Source organism: Neisseria sp. HMSC065D04, from assembly GCF_001815675.1.
In the GTDB taxonomy this organism is placed as follows: domain Bacteria; phylum Pseudomonadota; class Gammaproteobacteria; order Burkholderiales; family Neisseriaceae; genus Neisseria.
The window spans coordinates 1-209 of sequence record NZ_KV821555.1; the positions used below are offsets into that span (position 1 = coordinate 1).

Below are 209 nucleotides of genomic sequence, written 5' to 3' on the forward strand. Positions count from 1 at the left end.
GGGCAGGATTACCCAAGCGGGCAACGAACTGTTCGCCTTCGACCCCGCACACAATATCCTTTCAGACGACCTCAATCCCATCCCCGACAACCGCCTGAAAACCTACAACGGCACGACCTATTACTACGACGAGCTCGGCAACCTGATCCACCGCGAGCTGGCCGACGGCGAAGTGCAGAACTATTTCTACGACCTGCACGACCAACTGG

The 209-nt window shown here is 57.4% G+C and carries 1 pseudogene; it reads left to right on the forward strand.

Annotated features, from left to right (window positions below):
• Positions 1–209 (forward strand): annotated as a pseudogene (locus HMPREF3050_RS12065) (RHS repeat protein); the annotation flags it as partial.